We start from the raw sequence: 19653 nt of genomic DNA on the forward strand, positions 1-19653 counted from the left end.
GCTGGGGCCTGCTCTCGTCCGGCTCACCGCTGCGACAGGCCGGCTATGTCGTCGTCGTTCATGCCTCTGAGGACGAAGCGCTGGATCTTGCCGCTCGGCGTCTTCGGAAGACGCTCGACGAAGTGCACTCTGCGCGGGTACGCGTGGACCCCGTACTGGCTGCGCACCAGCGCCTGGAGCCGCTCCACCAGGGGCATGCCGCCTTCTTCGCCCGAAGGGAGCACGATGAACGCCTCGACGACTTCGCCGCGGATCTCGTCGGGCCGCCCGACGACGGCCGCCTCGGCCACAGCAGGATCCGCGGTGAGGATGCTCTCGATGTCGAAGGGGCCTATCCGGTAGCCCGCGGCAAGGATGACGTCGTCGTCACGGGAGGCGAAGAAGAAGTCGCAGTCCTCCGCACGTCCCACGTCCCCGGTGAGGTACCAGCTGCCGTCGGCCACGAAGCGTTCCCGGGTGCGCTCGGGCGCGTTCACATATCCGGTGAACCACATCAGTGGGCTCCTGCGGGCCGAGATCGTGATCGCCTCGCCCACCGTGCCGGCCACGAATCCCGGCAGGGCCTGTCCCATCGAGCCCGGCCGTACCTCGCGCAGCAGCCTCGGATCCCAGGCGTTGACGATCACCATGCCCTGCTCGGTCTGGCCGAAGTGGTCCCGGACCTGTGTCCCGAGAGCATCCGGAGCCCAGGCGGTGACATCGGGAGTCAGCGGCTCGCCGACCGATGACGCGACACGCAGACGGTGACCGTCCGCCAGGACCACTCCCTGCTGCTTCAGCGCCCGGTAGACGGTCGGCGCCGCCGCGAAGTTGGTGACGCCGACCACGCTCAACACCCGTGCCGTGAGTTCCGCCGAGAACCCGCTGGAGAGCAGCACGTTGGGCCGCCCCAGGGCGAGAGGGCCGACCACACCGAAGTACAGCCCGTACGCCCATCCCGGGTCGGCGGCGTTCCACAGGACATCACTGTCGAGAAGATGAAAGCCGTAGCGCATGTAGGCGATGAATGCGGCAATGGCCCGTGCCGGTACTCCCACGCCCTTCGGGGAGCCTGTGGTTCCCGAGGTGTACAGCTCGATGAACAGACCGTCCGGCCCGACGGCCGTGCTGTCTTCGACCGGACGGTGCGAGGCGACGAGCCCGTCCAGCTCATCTCCCGCCTCGATCAGGTCCACCCCGAGCCCGTCGACCTTCTCACGCTGACTCGGCTCGGTGACGACCAGCTTCGCCCCCGCACCCCTTACACGCACAGCGATGGCCGGTGCGGCGAAAGCCGTGAAAAGAGGCACATGGACGGCACCGAGCCGCCACAGGGCGAGCAGGACGACGGGAAGCTCGCGCCGCTTGCCCATCAGCACCCCGACTCTGTCCCCCGGGCCGACCCCCCGCGCGCGCAGTGCGGCGGCGAGCCTGCGCGACTCGTCCGAGAGCTCGCCGAAGGTCAGGCGGCAGACATCGAGCTCGCCGTCGACGAGGATGAACGCCGTGTCCTCCCGGGGATGCTCGTCGCACAGGACTGAGGCCACGCAGAGATCGGGCTGATCGAATCGCCGGCGCAGGTTCTCGACCTCATCCACGACATCCGGCAGGTCGAGCCACGGTGCCGGGGCGGCCACGGGAGTTTCATGAGCACCTTCGGTGGCCGGGAGACCAGCCGTGGGGTCGGACACTTTGCCTCCATGGGTCTCGCCATGAACGTGGGCACAGCACCCACGCCCAGGGGAGGCCGGGTGACTGCAGGACCCACTGTCGCTGTGCCCGTCGGGAAAGCCACACCCTCCAAAGAGGGGGGACGGTCCGTTGCAACCATCTCAGGTCTACCTGGAGGATGGTTCTTCCTTCCCATCATCATGGAGTTCAGTCCGTGTCGTGGACACGCTGCTGGAGCCGCCGCCACTGCGGGCATGTACGACGAAGGGGATCAATGGTGATCGCCAACGACCTCGCTGAGCGACTTGACCGGACAGCCGAACGAGTCCGCAAGCAGACAGGTGTTTCCCTGGCCTTCGCGGGCTCCGTCACACCCGCCAAGGACCTGGCGCTCGGCCACTTCGCGGGACCGACCCTGGGGGTCCTGCCCGGAGTGGTTCTGCGCTACGACGAAGGACTGGGCGGCCGGGCGGTCGCGTCCCGCCGGCCGATCGCGGTGAACGACTACTTCTCCTGCGACCAGATCACCCACCGCTACGACCTCATCATCCGAGCCGAAGGCATCCGCTCCATCGCCGCCGTTCCCGTGGTCGTCGACCGCAGGCCCGTAGCACTCATCTACGCGGCATATCGCACCGACGAGATCGTGGGCGACCGGCTCCAGGACGGCCTCAAGGACGAAGCCCGCGCTCTGGAGCAGGAACTCGTCACTGTGCATGCCCTCCGCGGAAGCCACGACGAACTCCACGCGGATCTCGGGAGCATGCGAGGACGTGTTCGGGAGGCATACAACGAACTACGGACCCTCGGCCGACGCGTTTCGGACCCCGAAGTGGAACGCGCGATCCACCACATCGCGCAACGGCTCATCGAGCCCGGCGCAGATGCCCAGCCCCTGCGCAACCTGACTGGACGAGAGCTGGACGTGCTTGCTCTCGCGTCCTCCGGACTGCCCAACAAAACGATCGCCGACCGGCTTGGACTGACTCTGCACACCGTCAAGGGATACATGAAGTCCGCGATGTCCAAGTTTCACGCGACCACCCGCCTCGAAGCCGTCGTGATCGCCCGCCGCGCGGGGCTGCTGCCCTGACCCTTTCGATCGGCGCATCCAGTTCCGGCCGGAGAACACACCGGTCGATGCGTGGCCCAGGGCTTGTCCCGGCCCTGCAGAGCGAGGCCCCGCGCGTCCATGAGGACGGGCAGCTCACGTGGCGCCGGGACGGCTCACGAAAATACGGCCATTCACAGCGCGCCGCCGGTGACGATGCCCACGCGCTTGTAGGTCCGCAGCAGCACGGCTGTCTCCGCCCCTCTGAGACCTTCGAGTTCCGAGAAGACGCGGGCGGTGAAGGCGTAGAGGTCCTGAGTCGAGCGATGGCTGGAGTAGCCGAGGATGTCCGCCCGGCCGGTGGTGAGGACCAGGTGCCTGATGGCCGGTTCCTGAGCGAGGCGGCGAACGGCCGTGTCGAGTGAGCGGTGTTCGACGGTGAGCTGGAAGCGGGCCTCAACGGGAAAGCCGAGTGCCGCGGGCTCGATGTGCAGGCGCAGGTGGAGAATGTGCGACCGCATGAGGCGGGCAAGGCGGCGGCGTGCCGTGCTTTCGCCGACGCACAGTTCGCCGGCGAGTCCGGCCATCGGCATACGGGCATCGCGCTTGAGCAAAGCGACCAGCCGCCGATCCAGGTCGTCCACGACAAGCGGCGCGGGCAGGTCACCGCCTTCGACGAGCCGTCGGCGGACCGGGGTCGGTTCGTCATCGTAGGGTGCCCAGTCGTTGGCGGTGAGGAGCAGCCTCAGGACGACCGAGGAATGGATGTCGACGACCCCGGGGATGCGACCGATCGAGCCGTCGATGGTGGTCAGCAGGGCGTCGTGATCGGGCAGCAGGAACTCTGCGAAGACTTCGGGGGCGCCCGTGGAGATCTCTACCGAGCGAGTGTCGCCCCGGGCGGCGAGGGCGACCGCGGTGTCGTGCAGAGTGCCCGGTGCGCATCGCACGGCCAGTTCCACGGCGAGGCCCTCACTGAGGTACTCGGGCAGGAGCGTCGCGGTGAAGCGGACCTTGCCCGTCGCGACAAGTCGCTCCAGCCGCCGGGCGACCGTGCGTTCATGTACACCTACCTGGGCCGCAACGTCGGCGAAGGCTGCGCGGGGGTCGCGGGCCAGCACACGTACGAGGGCATGGTCGAGCGTGTCGAGGGAGCCGGGCGGCTCCTGCCGTGCGGCTGTGTCGGGTTTGGTCACCGTGGCCCTGCCTCCTGTCCGCGATCGGTGTTCTGGCGGTGCCCGCGGGATGCGGCCTGCCCAGGGGTCGCCGGCGTGCCCGTAAGCGCGACTCGGATCCGGCCAGATGCCTGATTCAGCCGCCCAGTCGTCGCTCTATGCGTCTTTCGCTTGACCTGGGCTCTCCGTATTGCCCGCGCCCCGTCATGAAGCGGAGATTCAGGTGTGTTTTCCGCCAAGGTTATCCATCCGTTCGCGGAGACTTCACCCACACAGAAGGCGCTGCCATGACCGAAACCAGTACGGCCGCCGCGACCGGCCCCAGAGCTCCGATCACCTCTCTCACCGTCGTGTTCGCCTCGGTGATCATGGTGGAGATGTCCAGCGGCATCATCCAGGGCTTCCTTTCTCCTCTGCTCAAAGGCCTCACCGACACCCTTCACGTCACCGCGGCCGATCTGAACTGGGTCAGCATCGCCGCCCTGCTCGCCAGTGTCGCCTTCACACCCGTGCTGTCCCGTATGGGAGACCTCTACGGCCACCGGCGGGTCCTGCGCTGGAACCTCGCCATCGTGTTGACCGGATCGGTCCTCGTCGGGCTGAGCCGCTCCTTCGAGATGCTGCTCGTCGGGCAGGTGCTGCAGGGCGCCCTCGCCGGGTTCTTCCCGCTGCTCGTGGGTATCCTGCGCCATCGCACGAGCGAGTCCCAGGCCCGGCGCGGTATCGGTGTCATGGTCGCCGGGCTCACCGGCGGCATCACCCTCGGTCTCATCGCCAGCGGTCTGGTGGCGGAGTACGTCGACAGTCCCACGGCCGCCCTGTGGGTGCCGGCCGTCGCCGTGAGTCTCGCGCTGATCATCACCTGGCGGCTCCTGCCGGAGAGCGACCACCGCCCCGGCGGTTCCGTGGACTGGCTCGGCGGTGCCCTGCTGTGCGTGGGCCTCGTCTCGGTTCTCCTGGGCCTGGGCCAGGGCGGTACACCTGGCTGGGAGTGGTCCTCGGCCCGGACGCTGGGCGCCATTGCCGGCGGCCTGCTCGTCACCGCTGTATGGGTGTTCGTTGAGCTGCGCACCGACGAGCCCATGATCGACGTGCGGATGTTCCGCCGCCGCAACGTCGTCGTGGTCTCGCTCGTCACGCTGACCTTCACCTTCTGCATGATCGGGTTGATCGTCGCCAACCCCGTCTTCCTCGGCACATCAGCGGCCCAGGACGGCTACGGCATGGGGCTGAACCCGCTGGAGACAGGGTTCGCTCTGTTGCCGTACTACCTCAGCCTCGCCCTCGGCGCGCTCGTGGCTCCCGGCGTCGCCGCCGCCATCTCGGACCGGCTCACCCTGGTGTCCGGCTCGCTGCTGATGGCGGCCGGTTACGGCGCTGCGGTGGCCTGGCACTCCACGCTCTGGCCGTTCCTCGCCGGGACCGTCCTGGCGGGCCTCGGCACCGGCTTCCTGCAGCACTCCACCAGGACCCTCGCCGTCGAATCCGTGCCCCACGACCGGACCTCGGTCGGCTCCGGAATCAACGAACTGCTGATCAACGTCGGCGGATCCCTGGGTGCGGCGGCCGTCCTCGCCGTCTTCGCCGCGCGCACTCAGGCGGGCCACGTGCTGCCCGAGGTGGGGGCCTACACCACTTCGTGGGCCGTGTGCGCCGTCGTGTCGGTGGCCGGGGCGCTGATCGCGCTCATGTACCGCACCAAGAGCGCCGACCGAACCAGCCTCTGACGCTCGCCGCCTACCCGCCACCGTCTCCTCCGCACGACAAGGAGCAGCCCGGCCATGAGCCGATCCACCCCGCCGACCGCCCCGGCCACGCACGCCTGGCGTGAACGCAGCCGGCGGCGCCTCACCGCCGCCCAGGAGCAGGTTCTCGCGCTGAGTCACAGCCTGCACGCGGAACCCGAGCTGGCGTACGAGGAGCACCGGTCGGCGAAGAAGATCGCCGATCTCATGGAGAGTGCCGGCTTCGACGTGGAGCGCGGTGTGTGCGGCCTTCCGACCGCGTTCACCGCGGCGACCGGTTCCGGGGACCTCGTCATCGGCATCTGCGCCGAGTACGACGCCCTTCCCGGTATCGGCCACGCCTGCGGGCACAACGTCAACGGCGCCGCCTCGGTCGCTGCGGCGCTGGCGCTCGCCGAGGTCGCCGACGACCTCGGCATCGGTGTCAGACTCCTCGGCACGCCCGCCGAGGAGTCCGGCGGCGGCAAGGCCGACATGCTCCGCGGCGGTGCCTTCGACGAGATCGCCGCCGCCATGATGGTGCATGCCGCGCCCAGCGATGCGATCGGCATGACCAGCCTGGCCATCAGCAGCTGGAAGATCACGTACACCGGGCGCACCGCCCACGCCGCGGCCATGCCGCATCATGGCGTCAACGCGGCCGACGCGATGATGGTCGCCCAGGTGGCCATCAGTGCCTACCGGCAGCAGATGCTGCCCGGTGGCATCGTGTCCGGAGTCGTCACCTCCGGAGGCGAGGCAGCCAACGTCATTCCCGGCCGGGTCACCGCGGAGTACGACTGCCGGGCCGAAAGCATGGAGGAACTGCAAGACCTCCAGACACGGGTGCGAGCCTGCTTCGAGGCCGGCGCGCTGGCCACCGGGGCCGAACTCGTCCTGGAGACCCTCGGCAACGACTACGCCGACCTGCGGCAGGACCTCGAGATGAGCGACCTCTACCGCGATGCGGCCGAAGCGCTCGGCCGACAGGTGCCCGCACGGGATCCGGCTCTGCGCGGCGGCTCGACCGACATGGGCAACGTCTCTCGGATACTGCCCTCCATTCACCCCATGATCGGCTACGACTGCGGCGAAGCCGTCATGCACAACCCTGAGTTCACCCGCTACGGCATCACCGCGGCAGCCGACCGCGCGGTCCTGGACGGCGGCCTGGCCATGGCCTGGACGGCGATCGGGCTCGCCGCGGACGACAAACACCGTGCCCGTCTGCTGGAACGCCTCTCGGCCCGGCACGGCATCTCCGACTCCGGTCCGACGCCGGCAGACGGCACTCCCGTCCCGCATCCCCCACAGACCCACGAGCCGCTCTCCACATTCGAGAACGCCCACCCCCGAAAGGACGACAGGTGACGGCACACCCACTCCCTGTTGCGTCACCCTGGTTCGAAGACCAGCAGGTCGACGACGGACTGTCCGTGCTCACGGAGCCGCACGTGCACTCGTTCCTGCGTGCGAACATCTGGCATCTGCGCGGCGCGAACCGTGATCTCGTGATCGACGCCGGCCTGGGGGTGGCGTCCCTCAAACTGGGTGTACCGCACCTCTTCGAACGCGACCCGATTCTTGTGGTCACCCACGCGCACCTGGACCACATGGGCGGGGCCCACGAATTCGACACCTGCTACATGCACACGGCCGAAGCAGCTTGGACACCGGCTGCCGGCACTCTGCGGGGCGAAGCACTGACGAGCGTGCTCGGCCTGCGCTCAGGCGCGTACGCCCGTCCGCTGCCCAACCTGCTGGTGGATGCCGCTCCCACTCCCGGCTTCGATCCCGACGCCTACGAACTGCGGGCCCCCGCAGCGCTTCTGCCGATCGACGACGGACACGTCATCGACCTCGGCGGCCGCACGCTGACCGCCCTCCACCTGCCAGGTCACAGCCCGGGCAGCATCGCCCTCTACGAGCCGGACACGGGCGCCCTGTTCTCCGGAGACACCGTCTACGACCTCCGGGACGGTGAGCAGCTCCTCGACGGGATCACCGGTGCGAACGTGGACGACTATGTCCACTCCCTCACCCGCCTGGCCGACCTGCCCGTCTCTGTCGTCTATCCCGGACACGGCCACCCCTTCGGCCGGAAACGCCTTCTGCAACTGATCCACGCCTACGTCAACGCACGCACCCGGAACGGTCGGCCCTGACCTCTTTGCCCACGGCTGCCGCCCGGGCGAGATGCGGGCTCATGACAGTGGGCGCCCGGCCCCCTACCATGGCGTCGGCCCCGGCCCGGCTCTCCACCGGCTTTCGGGCGACGAGGACCAGACAGCTGGCCGTACGCCCACCGCACTAGTACCGCGGTACTGGCCCCCGCCCGGATTCGGTCCCGTGGTGCCGGGGGAAGGCCGGGATCCGCTCATAGCTTGGGCGCAGGGCCGGGCCGAGAGCCGGGCCCATCTCTCGTACACAACCCTCTTCTCCTGGTGGGAGTACTTCCGTGGCCACCTTCCTGTACCGCCTGGGCCGGCTGGCCTTCCGGCGACGACGACTCTTCCTGATGGCGTGGATCATCGTCCTGGCCGCCGTTGGCATAGGCGCCGGCAGTGTCTCCGGCACCACGACCGACGACTTCACCCTGCCCGGCACCCAGTCCCAGAAGGCAATCGACCTGCTGGGGAAGGAGTTCCCGCAGGCGTCCGCAGGCGGAGCGACCGCGCGGGTCGTCTTCGAGGCACCCAAGGGCCAGAAACTGACCGACGCGGCCAACAAGAGCGAGGTCGGCACGCTCATCGGCGAGCTGAAGACCGCTCCCCAGGTGGCGAGCGTGTCCGAGCCCTTCTCCAGCGGACTGGTCAGCAAGGACGGCACCATCGCCTACACGCAGGTCACCTACAAGGTGCCCAAGGCCGACCTCACCGACGCCGCCTCCGGCGCCCTGGACAAGGTCGCCGACAAGGGCGAGAAGGCCGGGCTGAGCGTCAGCCTGGGCGGCAACGCCGTACAGGAGAAGAGCAGCAACAAGGCCGCGGAGCTGGTCGGGCTCGTCGTCGCCGCAGTGGTCCTCGTGATCACCTTCGGGTCGATGCTGGCGGCCGGGCTGCCACTGCTCACCGCGATCGCCGGGGTCGTGGGAGCAGTCTGCGGCATCACCATCGCGACCGAGTTCGTCTCCATGTCCTCCGCCTCCACGACGCTGGCGCTGATGCTGGGCCTCGCTGTGGCGATCGACTACGCGCTGTTCATCGTCTCCCGGTACCGCGGTGAGATCCGGGAGGGGCACGATCCGGAGGAGGCCGCGGGGCGGGCGCTGGGGACCGCCGGGTCCGCCGTCGTGTTCGCCGGCCTGACCGTGATCATCGCGCTGGCCGGGCTGAGCGTCATCGGCATCAAGATGCTCACCACGATGGGCCTGGCCGCCGCCTTCGCGGTCGCCGTCGCCGTCGTGATCGCCCTGACGCTGCTGCCCGCCATCCTCGGCTTCGCCGGGATGCGGATCATGAAGGGGAAACTCACCACCAAGCGGCACCGCGCCGAGGAGCGCGGCGAGCGCGAGACGATGGGCACGCGCTGGGGACGCTTCGTCACCCGCAACCCCGCCAAGATGCTCGTTGTCTCCGTCCTCGGCCTCGGCGTCCTCGCCCTTCCGGCCACCGACCTGCAGCTGACCATGCCCGACGACAGCATGAACGCCCCGGGCTCGACCCAGCGAATCGCCTACGACACCCTCAGCAAGGGCTTCGGACCCGGCTTCAACGGCCCGCTGACCGTCGTCGTCGACGCCCGCAGCAGCCACGACCCGAAGGCCGCCGCCGAGGACGCGCGCACCCTCATCGGCAAGCTCGACGATGTCGCCACCGTCAGCCCCGCCAACTTCAACCAAGCCGGCGACGTCGCCCTGATCGCCGCGATTCCCAAGAGCTCCCCCAGCAGCGAGGCCACCAAGGACCTCGTCACCACCATCCGTGACCACAGTGCCGAGTTGAAGAAGGACACCGGCGCCGACCTCATGGTCACCGGCACGACCGCAGTCAACATCGACGTGTCGCAGAAGCTGGGCGACGCCATGATCCCCTACCTGGCCATCGTCGTCGGGCTCGCCCTGCTGCTGCTGCTTCTGGTCTTCCGCTCCATCCTGGTCCCCCTCAAGGCTGCCCTCGGCTTCCTGCTCAGCGTGGTTGCTACCCTCGGTGTGGTGGTGGCGGTCTTCCAGTGGGGCTGGCTCAAGGACATCTTCGGCGTCGACCAGACCGCGCCGATCATCAGCATGCTGCCCATCCTGCTGATCGGCGTCGTCTTCGGCCTCGCCATGGACTACGAGGTCTTCCTCGTCACCCGCATGCGGGAGGAGTACGTCCACGGGGCAGAGCCCACCCCGGCGATCGTCTCCGGGTTCACGCACAACGCCCGGGTCGTCAGCGCCGCCGCCGTCATCATGATCTCCGTGTTCGCCGGGTTCCTCCTCGACGACGTGGCACTGATCAAGTCGATCGGACTGGGCCTGGCCACCGCGGTCCTCCTGGACGCGTTCGTGGTGCGGATGACCATCGTGCCGGCGGTGATGGCGCTGGTCGGCCGGAAGACCTGGGCGCTGCCGAAGTGGCTCGACCGGGTCATGCCTTCGGTGGACGTCGAGGGCGAGAAGCTCCGGCACGTCCTGGAGGCGCGGGAAGTGTCGAAGGAGCCGGCGCCCGCCACTGCGACACGGCAGGGCTGACCATCACCGGCCGCCGCGACAACCGCACGATCCACACCGCGGCGGCCCCCCAGCCACCGTCCGCCTCCCCCCGAGCCCCGTCCGCCGGTCCACTCCCCCGGGACCGGCGGACGGCCCCGCCTGCACCATGAAGGGCGCACACCGTGACCGCACCGTCCGCGCCGGCCGCCGGTCCCGACCGGCAGTCCCGGATCCTCGTGCCGCTGATCAGCGACCCCGAGCAACAGGTGATCGTCTCGATCATCGCCCGGCTGGCCCGCTGGCGGCTGGCCGACCAGGCCCACCCCTGGGTGCGCCGGTGGGGTGTTCCCGTCCTGTGCGCCACACTGGGCATCCCCTCCCTGTTCAACCCGGCCAACACCGCCCAATGGCCGATCCAGATGGCGCTGACCTTCGCCTTCACCGTGCCGATGCTGTGGCGCGAGCGCCGGCCCATGCTCGTCTTCATCGCCACCACCGCGGTGTCCGTGGCGGCCATCACCCTCAACGCCTTCAACGGTGCCGACGCGGCCCGCGCCGTGGCCCTGTACAACGTCGGCCGTCGCGGCAGCCCCCGCCAACTGGCCGTCGCCTACGGCATCACCTGCGCGCAACTCGTCGCCTGTGCCTCGGCCTACTGGACCGGTGGCCAGCGCCACTACGCCACCCGCCCCGAGGTGATCACCCTTCTGGCCATCGCCGCCATGGGCGCCTTCGCCGGACTCGGCCTGGCCGGACGACTGGTCAACACCGTCATCGCCGCCCTTGACAAGGACCGTAACCAGCAGGCCCACCTGGCCGCCGCCCAGGAACGCGCCCGCGTCTCCCGGGAGATGCACGACATCCTCGGCCACACCCTCGCCGTCATCGTCGGCCTCGCCGACGGCGCCGCCGCCCTGTCCGAGTCCAAACCGCAGCACGGCACCCACACCCTGCGCATCATCGCCGACAGCGGCCGCGACGCCCTCGGCGAGCTGCGCCGGCTGCTCACGGTGATCGGCACCGATGACGTCCCGCACGGGGAGGCACCGCTCGCCCCGCAGCCAGGGCTCGGCGACCTCGACGCTCTGCTGGAACGCTTCCGAGCCGCCGGCCCCAGCGTCGCCCTGCACACGCAGGGCGACCTGACCGGCCTCTCCCACGGCCTCCAGCTCGCCGTCTACCGCATCGTCCAGGAGTCCCTCACCAACACCCTGAAGCACGCGGCCCTCGACACCAGCGTCACCATCACCCTCACCGCAGACGCCGGCGCCATCCGTGTCACCGTCGACGACACCGGTCCGCCGCGCACCACTCGGACGAGCGGCGGGGGCAAGGGTCTGGTCGGCATGCGAGAACGCGCCGCCCTCTACCAGGGCCAAATCACCGCCGGCCACAACCAGCACGGAGGCTGGAGCGTCCGCGTCCGCCTAATCCCCACCACCCCCGCCCCGTCCCACGAGCAGCGGGAGAAGCCGGAGAATCCGCTCGCATGACCAGCGTCCTCATCGTCGACGACCAGACCCTGCAACGCCTCGGCTTCCGCATGCTGCTGGAGGCCCAGCCCGACATGTCGGTGGCCGGCGAGGCCACCAACGGCAGCGAAGCGGTCCGTATGGCCGCCGAACTGCGCCCCGACGTCGTCCTCATGGACGTCCGGATGCCCGGCATGGACGGCATCGAGGCCACCCGCCGCATCGCCGAGTCCGGCGGCCGCTCCCGCGTGCTGGTCCTGACCACCTTCGACCTCGACGAGTACGCCTACGAGGCGCTGCGCGCCGGAGCCAGCGGCTTCTTCCTCAAGGACGCCCGCCCCGACGAACTCGTCGTCGGCATCCGCGCCGTCGCCGCCGGCGACTCCGTCATCTCCCCCGGCATCACCCGCAAGCTCATCGACACCTACACTCAGCGCCTCACCGACAAACGGGGGACCGCGCACCAACACCGGCTCGCCCAGCTGACCGAACGCGAACGCGAGGTCCTCACCGCCCTCGCCGCCGGCGCCACCAACGCCGAGATCGCCGACCACCTCTACATCGCCGAATCCACGGTCAAATCCCACGTCAGCCGCATTCTCACCAAGATCGACGCACGCGACCGAGTCCAGGCCGTGATCTTCGCGTACGACGCCGGACTGGTCCGGCCTGCCTGACCAGGCGCACCCTCGCTCCCCAGCAGTCCCCACCGCTCATGTCCCGCAGCCGACCACTTCCCCCCACACAAGGACAGGACACAGCAATGGGACTCTTGGATCCCGCCGGCATGGCCGGAGCACTGCTCTTTGGCGTACTGCTCGTCGTCATCGCTGTCACAGAGCCCGGCGACGACAACGGTGATGGCGATAGCGATGGCACCTCGACGTTCCAGGACCCTCACGCGGCTCTGGGCGACTCTTGCGCTTCCGGCGCAGGCCTACCCGATCAGACCGGCAGGCCGACGGGCTACGACAACACCCCGGACTTCCGCGACGTGAGCCGCGGTGACGCGCACCCCGACAACGGCACCAGCCCCGCCCGGCTCTCGGCAGCCCCAGCCCTTGCCGAGGCAGCGGCCAACCTCGAGGGCATCTCCGCAACAGTGCCCCCGCACGAAGGGGTACGGGGACGAGGAGACAGCCCGGAGGATCAGCACCTCCGGCAACCGGATCTCCCGCACTGGGCGAACCCAAGCGCCAGGCGCCCCGGGCCAGGAAGCACGTCATCGATAACCAGGCAGTCCTCTGAAGGTCCCGGACATGACCGTGGTAGGTGAGAAAGCCACGGGCCCGGAGGCGGTCCACCTGTCGGCCCGACCGCGGTGTGACGCACTCGTCCGGCCGACTTTCCGGCCACTCTCGCCAATCCTGAGGTGAAACCCGTGCACATACTGCTGATCGAGGACGACCAGTCCACCGCCGATGTCGTGCGACGTGGCCTGGCCCGCTACGGCTACGACGTCACGTGGATGCCGACCGGGCAGGCCGCGCTCGCCGCGCCCGAGCCGGACATGGTCCTGCTGGATCTCGGCCTGCCGGACATCGACGGGCTGGACGTCTGCCGCGAGCTACGGGTGCGCAGCGATGTGCCGCTCATCATGATCAGTGGACGCGGCAGCGAGACCGAAAAAGTCGTCGGCCTCGAACTCGGCGCCGACGACTACCTGGTCAAACCGTTCCTGATGCGCGAGCTCATAGCCCGTATGAGGGCGGTCCAGCGCAGACGGCCACGCGTGCCTACCACCGCCGTGGCCGCGGGACTCCACGTTCGCGGGCGGATGACTGTCGACCGACGCGCGCAGCGTGTCTTCGTGGACGGGGCCGAAGTCGCATTGCGTCCCAAGGAATTCGCCCTACTGGTGTTCCTCACCGACCAGCTGGAGGTGTTGGTCCCCCCGGGAAGCAATCATGGCGGCCGTCTGGGACACCAACTGGTTCGGCTCGACCAGGACACTCGATGTGCATGTGGCCGCCTTACGCAGCAAACTCGGCGAGGCCTTGCGCATCGAGTGTGTACGCGGCGTCGGCTTCCGGACCACGGTCCGAACCCGGGCCGGCTGTCCTGACGAGGCGCCGGCGGACGACGGCGGATTCGTCGTTCCTAGGCGCGAGCCGCCAGCAGAGCCGCACGCAGGGCCTTCTTGTCGACCTTACCGATCGTGGTCAACGGAAGGGAGTCGCTGATCGAGTAGGAGACGGGTGTGTAGAGCTCCCCCAGCTCGTCGGTGATCTGGCGGGTCAGCTGCCCGAAGTCCGGTACGTCGGTGGGGTCCTGCGGCACCAGGACGACGTGCACGGTCTCCCTGTCATCGTCGCCGGGCAGGCCGATGGTGGCCGCGTCCTTGATGGTGGGGAGTGATGCGAGGAAGTCGTCCAGAAGGCGAGGGTAGGCGTTAACGGCTGCGCGGCCGGTCACAATGATGTCGCGCACACGGTCGACCAGGTACAGGTATCCGTTCTCGTCCTGGCGAGCGAGATCGCCGGTGCGGAACCAGCCGTCCTCGTCCAGCACCTCCGCTGTACGCTCCGGGTCCTTCCAGTAGCTCTCCATGACGCTCGCACTGCGTACGTACAGCTCGCCTACCTGTCCCGCCTTCACCGGCTTGCCGTCGTCGTCCCGCAGATCCAGCTCGACTCCCGGGCCTGGACGCCCGCAGCCGGTCAGGGACTCAGGCATCGCCAAGTCGTGTTCCTGTGCGGTGAGTTGGGTGACAATGCCGTTCTCGGTCGCCGCGTAGATCTGGTACAGGACGGGACCGAAACGCTCGATCGCCTGTCGGATTCGGGCCGGCGCGGTTGCCGAACCGCCGTAGTTCAGGGCCCTCAACGCCGGGAAACGATGAGCGCGGCAGTCCGGATGGTCGAGCAACTCGTACAGCATGGGCGTCACCAGGAGCACCCAGGTGATGCGCTCGCTGTCCATGACGGACAGGGCGGTGCCGGCACTGAACGTCCTCAGCAGCACGACGGTGTGACCACTCAGAAGGCCCACCAGAAGACCCATGTGACCGCTGATGTAGGTGATCTGCGTGCAGATCAGCATCTTGGGATCAGGCGAAACCCCGTCGGCGAAACGTGGCGCAACACGGAGGACGGCGCTGTAGTAGCCGCCACGGTGGGTGACCAGCTTGGGCACGCCGGTCGTACCGCCGGTGTAGAAGAGCGTCGCCACATGGCGTCCGGCCGCGGCATCGCGCAGGGAGAGACCGGTGCCGTCCGCGGCCGACTCCAGGAAGTCGGCCGCGATCGAGGAGGCACCGATGCTGAGGAGGCGGGGAGCGACGGTTCGGTCGGCGATCCGGCGGGTCCGTTCCTCGAAGACAGGATCGAACAAGAGCACCGTGACATCGGCACGCCGAATCAGTGCTTCGACCTCGCTGTCGCCGGGCCCGATCGGTACGAAGACCAACCGGCAGCCCACGAAGTGAACGGCCAGCTCCAGCAGCAGCGCCTCGGGCGAGTTCTCGACGAAGAGCGCCACACCGTCGCCCTCCCTCAGACCTGTGTTCCTCAGTGCCTCGGCAAACCGCAGGACCGTGTCGGCGGCCTCGGTACCGCTGATCCGCCGCTCCCCGGCGGCGATCGCATCACGGCTGCCTGCCTCCTGCAGGCGTTCCAGCACTTTGACGGTGTAGTTCTCGTCGGCACTTGTGTTGTCCATGGTCCTTCTTCGTTCGTGGGGGGCTGAAGCTGATGCTGCGCGTCAGGTGCGCACGCGATTGGCCGGCTGTCGCACCGGATCACCAGGTGACAGGGAGTTCGTGGACGCCGTAGACGGCGGCGTCGTGTTTGAAGGGGATGCGGTGCAGATCCGTGGCGAGTCGCAGAGTGGGGATTCGTTTGGCGAGGGCGCTGTAGGCAACCTGGAGTTCCATGCGTGCCAGGGGCTGACCGAGGCACTGGTGCACTCCAAAGCCGAAGGCCACATGGCGGCGGGCGTCGCGTCGGATGTCCAGCCGGTCGGGCTCGGTGAAGATGTCCGGATCACGGTTGCCGATGTTGTTGGCCATGATCAGGCCCTCACCTGCCCGGATGGTCAGGCCGTCGAACTCGATGTCCTCGGCGGCCACGCGGCGCCGTCCGTCCTGGATGATGCTCAGGTAGCGCAGCATCTCCTCCACCGCCGAGGCCACAAGCTTCGGGTCGTCGGTGTCGCGCAGCAGGGCGAGTTGGCCGGGGTGTTCCAGCAAGGCCAACGTGCCCAGGGCGATCATGTTGGCGGTCGTCTCGTGGCCGGCGATCAGCAGCAGCACACCGGTCATGGCCGCTTCCTTGCGGGACATCTCGCCGGTCTTGATCCGCTCGGTCAGCCCGGACAGCAGGTCGTCGCCCCGGGTGTCGAGCTTCTCCCCGACCAGGCGGTCCAGGTAATCGAGCAGCCGCCCGGTGGCCTCCTTCCGCTCATCGCCCGAGGTTTCGCGCATGATGAGGCTTTTGCTGTTCCGCTGGAAGAAATCGTGGTCGGTGTACGGCACCCCGAGCAGGCCGCAGATCACCAGCGAGGGCACGGGCAGGGCGAACGCCTCCACCAGGTCGACCGGTTTCGGTCCTGCCAGCATGTCGTCGATCAGCTTGTCGACGATCTCCTGCACGGCGGACCGCATTGCCTCGATCCGCTTGATCGCGAACGGCGCGGTCACCATGCGCCGTAACCGCGCGTGCTCGGGATCGTCCATCATCACGAACCCTGCCGCACTCGCCACGTTCGAGGTGATCGGAAAGGCGCTCGGGAAGCCGGGGCGGCGGGGATCGGCGCTGACCCGCGGATCGGCCAGCAACGCCCGCTGGTCGGCATGGCGGGTCACGATCCATGGAGTGCTGCCGTCCCACAGCCGGACCCGCGTCGGCGAACCCTCCTCCTGCAGGCCGTACAGACCCGGAGGCGGATCGAAGGGGCAGCCTTCCGCCCGCGGCATCGGAAACTCCGGAACTGCGGCTGCATCAATGGTGCTGGTCACTGTTTCCTCCTGGGCGGTCGGCCACCACGGAGGCCCGTGGCAACGGGATGTTCCGGCTGAGGGATGTTCGGCGCCGGCGTCGGAGGCCAGGAAGACGATCGCGGGACGTGCTGCTCCGGCGGCCGAGCATGTGTTCTTTCGGTGTCACCAGGCGACCGGAAACTCCCGGAGCCCGTAGATGGCGGTGTCGTGACGGAAGGTCAGCTCCTCCTGGGGCACCGCAGGCCGGAGGCCCGGCAGCCTGCGGAACAGGGTGGGCAGCGCGATTTGCAGTTCCACGCGCGCCAGGGACTGTCCCAGGCACTGGTGGACGCCGTAGCCGAAGGTGACGTGGCCGCGGGTGTTGCGGTCGAGGTCCAGGGTGTCGGGCCGGTCGAGGAAGGCGGTGTCACGGTTACCGGAAGGCAGGTCGAGGAACACGCCCTCTCCGGCGCGGATGAGCTGCCCGCCGACGGTCACGTCCTCGGTGGCCTGACGTACGACATTGTCGTTGACGACCGACAGATAGCGCAGCAGTTCCTCCACCGCCCGCGCGAGCACGGCCGGGTCGTCGGTGTCCCTGATCCGGGCCAGCTGGTCGGGGTTCTGCATCAGTGCCAGGCTGCCCAAGGCGATCGTGTTGGCGGTGGTCTCGTGGCCGGCGATCAGGAGGATGAGGCCGTTCATCGCCACCGCCTCACGGGTCAGCTCGCCCGTGGTGACCCGTTCGTTTATCAGGCGGCTGAGGAGGTCGTCCCCCGGCTCGTGCTCCTTGCGCGCCACCAAATCGAGCAGGTAGCCGAAGAGCGTGGCATGGGCCGCCCGCCTCTCCTCGTCCGAGGCGGTCCTCTCGTGCATCAGGAGGCTGTTGGTCTGGAAGAACTTGTGGTCGTCGTAGGGCACCCCGAGCAGCAGGGACATCACCAGCGACGGGATCGGCAGCGCGTAGTCGTGGACGAGGTCGGCCGGCTGCCCTTTGGTGATCATCTGCTCCAGAAAGTCGTCCGTGATCTTCTGGATGTCCGGGCGCATCCGCTCCACGCGTTTGATCGTGAAGTCCCCGGTGAGCATCATGCGCATCCGCGCGTGCTCGGGGTCGTCCATACGAGGGAAGGTCGGGGGCTCGTTCCCACCGAGCCTCATGCCGGGGAACCCGGGGCGCAGGTAGTCCGCACTGAAGCGATCGTCACCCAGGATCGCGCGGATGTCTTCGTGCCGGGACACCACCCACACCGGCCCGCCGTGCCACGTCGCCCGCTGCAAACCCTCCGCCCGGCGCCAGTCGGCGTACACGGGTGACGGGTCGAGGGGGCAGCGTGCTTCACGTGGGGCGGGGCAGTCGGGAAGGTCGGTGTGATCGCGGGTGAGGGGCGGGTTGGTCATGGATGCTCCTTAGGGGATCAAGGGAGACGCTGGGGGCGCCGTGAGCGTGCTCTGGAGAGCGGGTCCGGTCGCCCCCGCGTGTCCGGGAGTTCGAACCGCTATTCCGCGAGGTGGATGGCGGCGGCGGGGCAGACCATGGCCGACTCACGCACGGCCTCGTGAAGATCCGTCTGCGGTGTCTCGTCCAGGAGCACGACCATGCCGTCCTCGTCGCGCTGGTCGAAGACCTCGGGCGCGATCAGCACGCACTGCCCGGAGGCCACGCACTTGGGGACGTCGACTTCTACTTTCACGGAACTCTCCTTGCTCGGGTTGTTTCTGCGATGGGGCACGGGTGCCGACGCGGAGGCCGGCCGGGGGATGTCACCAGGTGACGGGCAGTTCGTGGAGGCCGTAGGTGACCATGTCGTGCCGGAACCTCAGCTCCTGAAGCGGCTTCGCCAGGCGGAGTGTTGGCAGCCTGCGCAGCAGCGTGGGCAGCGCGATCTGTAGTTCGACGCGGGCGAGATTCTGGCCCAGGCACTGGTGGACCCCGTGGCCGAAGGCCACGTGACCGCGGGCGTTGCGGTCCACGTCCAGAGTGTCGGGCCGGTCGATGAACGCCGTGTCACGGTTGCCGGAGGACAGGTTCAGCGACAGCCCCTCCCCCGCCCGGACGAGCTGCCCGCCGACGGTGACGTCCTCGACCGCGATGCGCCAGATGTGGTCCTGAGGGATCGTCAGGTAGCGCAGCAGCTCCTCGACCGCCGAGGCGATCACGGCGGGGTCGTCGCTGTCCCTGACCCGGGCCAGCTGATCGGGGTGCTCCAGCAGGGCCAGCGCGCTCAGGGCGATCATGTTGGATGTGGTCTCGTGCCCGGCGAACAGGATGATCATCCCGTTCATCGCCACCTCCTCACGCGAGAGCTCACCGGTGGTGATCCTCTCGGCGATCAGGCGGCTGATGAGGTCGTCACCGGGTTCACGCTCCTTACGCGCCACCAGTTGCATCAGATAGCCGAGGAGCGCGCCCTTGGCCGCCTGCTTCTCCTCCTCTCGGGCGTTGATGTCGTTCAGGGTGCCGCTGTGCTTCTGGAAGAACTCGTGGTCGTCGTAGGGCACGCCGAGCAGCAGCGAGATCACCAGCGAGGGGATGGGCAGTGCGTAGTCACGAACGAGGTCGGCCGACCGGCCCTTGGCGGTCATCTGGTCGATGAAGCCGTCCGCCATCTTCTGGATGTCCGGGCGCATCCGCTCCACACGCCTGACGGTGAAGTCCCCGGTGAGCATCCTGCGCAACCGCGCGTGCTCCGGGTCGTCCATACGCGGGAATCCCTGGGGGCCCGACCCGGCGGTTGGTCCGCCGGGAAAACCGGGACGTGTGTCGTCCGCGCTCATGCGCGAGTCGTTCAGAACGGCCCGTATGTCCTCGTGCCGGCTGACCACCCACAAGGGGGCTCCGTGCGACGTCGCCCGCTGCAGGCCCTCCGCCGCGCGCCAGTCGGCGTACTCCTTGGGCGGGTCGAGGGGGCAGCGTCCTTCACGCGTGCCGGGGAAGCGGGGAAGGTCGGTGTGGTCATCGGTGGGGGAAGAAGTAGTCATCGACGTTCCTGTGGGGGTGTGGGGGATGTGTTCGCACCGCCTTGG

The 19653-nt window shown here is 68.6% G+C and carries 14 protein-coding genes and 1 pseudogene; 8 read left to right on the forward strand and 7 right to left on the reverse strand.

Translation table 11 applies throughout. The annotated features are described in order from the left end of the window. Positions 1 to 23: 23 nt before the first annotated feature. Positions 24 to 1616 carry an AMP-binding protein gene (locus AB0959_RS05220; protein WP_366824920.1) on the reverse strand — a complete coding sequence of 531 codons (1593 nt, stop codon included), beginning with the start codon at positions 1614 to 1616 and terminating at the stop codon, positions 24 to 26. 308 nt (positions 1617 to 1924) lie between these two features. Between AB0959_RS05220 and AB0959_RS05225 the strand changes: the two genes are divergently transcribed. Further along, positions 1925 to 2743 carry a LuxR C-terminal-related transcriptional regulator gene (locus AB0959_RS05225; protein WP_366824921.1) on the forward strand — a complete coding sequence of 273 codons (819 nt, stop codon included), beginning with the start codon at positions 1925 to 1927 and terminating at the stop codon, positions 2741 to 2743. Between the two features lie 152 nt (positions 2744 to 2895). Here the strand turns inward: AB0959_RS05225 and AB0959_RS05230 are convergent, their stop codons facing one another. Continuing rightward, a complete protein-coding gene (locus AB0959_RS05230) occupies positions 2896 to 3897 on the reverse strand; it encodes an Lrp/AsnC family transcriptional regulator (RefSeq protein WP_366824922.1) in 1002 nt (333 codons plus the stop codon). 266 nt (positions 3898 to 4163) lie between these two features. Between AB0959_RS05230 and AB0959_RS05235 the strand changes: the two genes are divergently transcribed. The 7 genes and pseudogenes from AB0959_RS05235 to AB0959_RS05265 all read left to right on the forward strand — a co-directional run bounded on the left by AB0959_RS05235 (position 4164) and on the right by AB0959_RS05265 (position 13891). After that, positions 4164 to 5603, forward strand: a complete 1440-nt coding sequence (locus tag AB0959_RS05235) for an MFS transporter (RefSeq protein ID WP_366824923.1) — start codon at positions 4164 to 4166, stop codon at positions 5601 to 5603. Between the two features lie 54 nt (positions 5604 to 5657). Further along, the gene (locus AB0959_RS05240; protein WP_366824924.1) at positions 5658 to 6971 is read left to right on the forward strand and encodes a M20 family metallopeptidase; all 1314 of its coding nucleotides are present in this window, start codon (positions 5658 to 5660) and stop codon (positions 6969 to 6971) included. Next, positions 6968 to 7765 (forward strand): MBL fold metallo-hydrolase, encoded by a 798-nt coding sequence (locus AB0959_RS05245; RefSeq protein ID WP_366824925.1) that lies wholly within the window; start codon positions 6968 to 6970, stop codon positions 7763 to 7765. Before AB0959_RS05240 ends, AB0959_RS05245 begins: the two co-directional genes overlap by 4 nt. Positions 7766 to 8058: 293 nt before the next feature. Further along, a complete protein-coding gene (locus AB0959_RS05250) occupies positions 8059 to 10275 on the forward strand; it encodes an MMPL family transporter (protein WP_366824926.1) in 2217 nt (738 codons plus the stop codon). Positions 10276 to 10418: 143 nt separating this feature from the next. Then, positions 10419 to 11729 carry a histidine kinase gene (locus AB0959_RS05255; protein WP_366824927.1) on the forward strand — a complete coding sequence of 437 codons (1311 nt, stop codon included), beginning with the start codon at positions 10419 to 10421 and terminating at the stop codon, positions 11727 to 11729. Beyond that, positions 11726 to 12385 (forward strand): response regulator transcription factor, encoded by a 660-nt coding sequence (locus AB0959_RS05260; protein WP_366824928.1) that lies wholly within the window; start codon positions 11726 to 11728, stop codon positions 12383 to 12385. The genes AB0959_RS05255 and AB0959_RS05260 overlap by 4 nt, the downstream gene beginning before the upstream one ends. Before the next feature lie 704 nt (positions 12386 to 13089). After that, positions 13090 to 13891: pseudogene (locus AB0959_RS05265) on the forward strand (response regulator transcription factor). Here the strand turns inward: AB0959_RS05265 and AB0959_RS05270 are convergent. The 5 genes from AB0959_RS05270 to AB0959_RS05290 all read right to left on the reverse strand — a co-directional run bounded on the left by AB0959_RS05270 (position 13809) and on the right by AB0959_RS05290 (position 19608). Beyond that, positions 13809 to 15368, reverse strand: coding sequence for an AMP-binding protein (locus AB0959_RS05270; RefSeq protein ID WP_366824929.1), 1560 nt, complete (start codon positions 15366 to 15368; stop codon positions 13809 to 13811). The pseudogene AB0959_RS05265 and the gene AB0959_RS05270 overlap by 83 nt on opposite strands. Before the next feature lie 79 nt (positions 15369 to 15447). Then, positions 15448 to 16623 carry a cytochrome P450 gene (locus AB0959_RS05275; protein WP_366824930.1) on the reverse strand — a complete coding sequence of 392 codons (1176 nt, stop codon included), beginning with the start codon at positions 16621 to 16623 and terminating at the stop codon, positions 15448 to 15450. A gap of 186 nt (positions 16624 to 16809) precedes the next feature. Next, entirely contained in the window at positions 16810 to 18027 is a 1218-nt protein-coding gene (locus AB0959_RS05280) for a cytochrome P450 (RefSeq protein WP_366824931.1), read from the reverse strand. A 98-nt stretch (positions 18028 to 18125) separates the two neighbouring features. Further along, positions 18126 to 18320, reverse strand: a complete 195-nt coding sequence (locus tag AB0959_RS05285; RefSeq protein WP_366824932.1) for a ferredoxin — start codon at positions 18318 to 18320, stop codon at positions 18126 to 18128. Between the two features lie 70 nt (positions 18321 to 18390). Next, positions 18391 to 19608: a cytochrome P450 gene (locus AB0959_RS05290; RefSeq protein WP_366824933.1), complete on the reverse strand. Its 1218-nt coding sequence runs from the start codon at positions 19606 to 19608 to the stop codon at positions 18391 to 18393. Positions 19609 to 19653: the final 45 nt, after the last annotated feature.

The organism is Streptomyces sp. NPDC046862 (assembly GCF_040704615.1).
Lineage (GTDB): Bacteria > Actinomycetota > Actinomycetes > Streptomycetales > Streptomycetaceae > Streptomyces.

Excerpts from the sequence above, each read along its gene's own strand:
- AB0959_RS05280 (WP_366824931.1), bottom strand. The coding sequence starts at position 18,027 with ATGACCAACCCGCCCCTCACCCGCGATCACACCGACCTTCCCGACTGC.
- AB0959_RS05270 (WP_366824929.1), bottom strand. The coding sequence starts at position 15,368 with ATGGACAACACAAGTGCCGACGAGAACTACACCGTCAAAGTGCTGGAA.
- AB0959_RS05260 (WP_366824928.1), top strand. The coding sequence starts at position 11,726 with ATGACCAGCGTCCTCATCGTCGACGACCAGACCCTGCAACGCCTCGGC.
- AB0959_RS05290 (WP_366824933.1), bottom strand. The coding sequence starts at position 19,608 with ATGACTACTTCTTCCCCCACCGATGACCACACCGACCTTCCCCGCTTC.
- AB0959_RS05240 (WP_366824924.1), top strand. The coding sequence starts at position 5,658 with ATGAGCCGATCCACCCCGCCGACCGCCCCGGCCACGCACGCCTGGCGT.
- AB0959_RS05275 (WP_366824930.1), bottom strand. The coding sequence starts at position 16,623 with ATGCCGCGGGCGGAAGGCTGCCCCTTCGATCCGCCTCCGGGTCTGTAC.
- AB0959_RS05225 (WP_366824921.1), top strand. The coding sequence starts at position 1,925 with ATGGTGATCGCCAACGACCTCGCTGAGCGACTTGACCGGACAGCCGAA.
- AB0959_RS05235 (WP_366824923.1), top strand. The coding sequence starts at position 4,164 with ATGACCGAAACCAGTACGGCCGCCGCGACCGGCCCCAGAGCTCCGATC.